This is a genomic window from Telluria sp. AZSoR62 (genome assembly GCF_058111565.1).
This window is the reverse complement of the sequence record NZ_JBYTST010000381.1, coordinates 1-261: the sequence shown is the minus strand read 5'-3', so window position 1 is coordinate 261 and position 261 is coordinate 1. Positions and strand designations below refer to the sequence as shown.

Below are 261 nucleotides of genomic sequence, written 5' to 3'. Positions count from 1 at the left end.
CTCCTCGAGGTCACCGGCATTGACCCGGACGCCAGGGCATACAGCTACTCGTCACGCCGCCACCACCACGTCTCAGTCCGGTTCCGCCAGGCGGACAGTGCCGACCTGGTCCGCGAAGGCCGCCGGTTCGACGTCGTCATCTCGAACCACGTCATCCACCACCTCCAACCAGCGGACCTGGCTCAGCTCCTGGCAGATTCGCAAGCCCTGGGGCGCCGGATTTCCCTGCACAACGACCTCCGCCGGAACATCGCAGCCTAC

The 261-nt window shown here is 66.3% G+C and carries 1 protein-coding gene; it reads left to right on the top strand.

Annotated features, from left to right (window positions below):
- Nucleotides 1–18 precede the first annotated feature (18 nt).
- A partial coding sequence (locus AC3XQU_RS24170) for a methyltransferase domain-containing protein (protein ID WP_489876660.1) occupies nt 19–261 on the top strand: 243 nt, incomplete at its 3' end.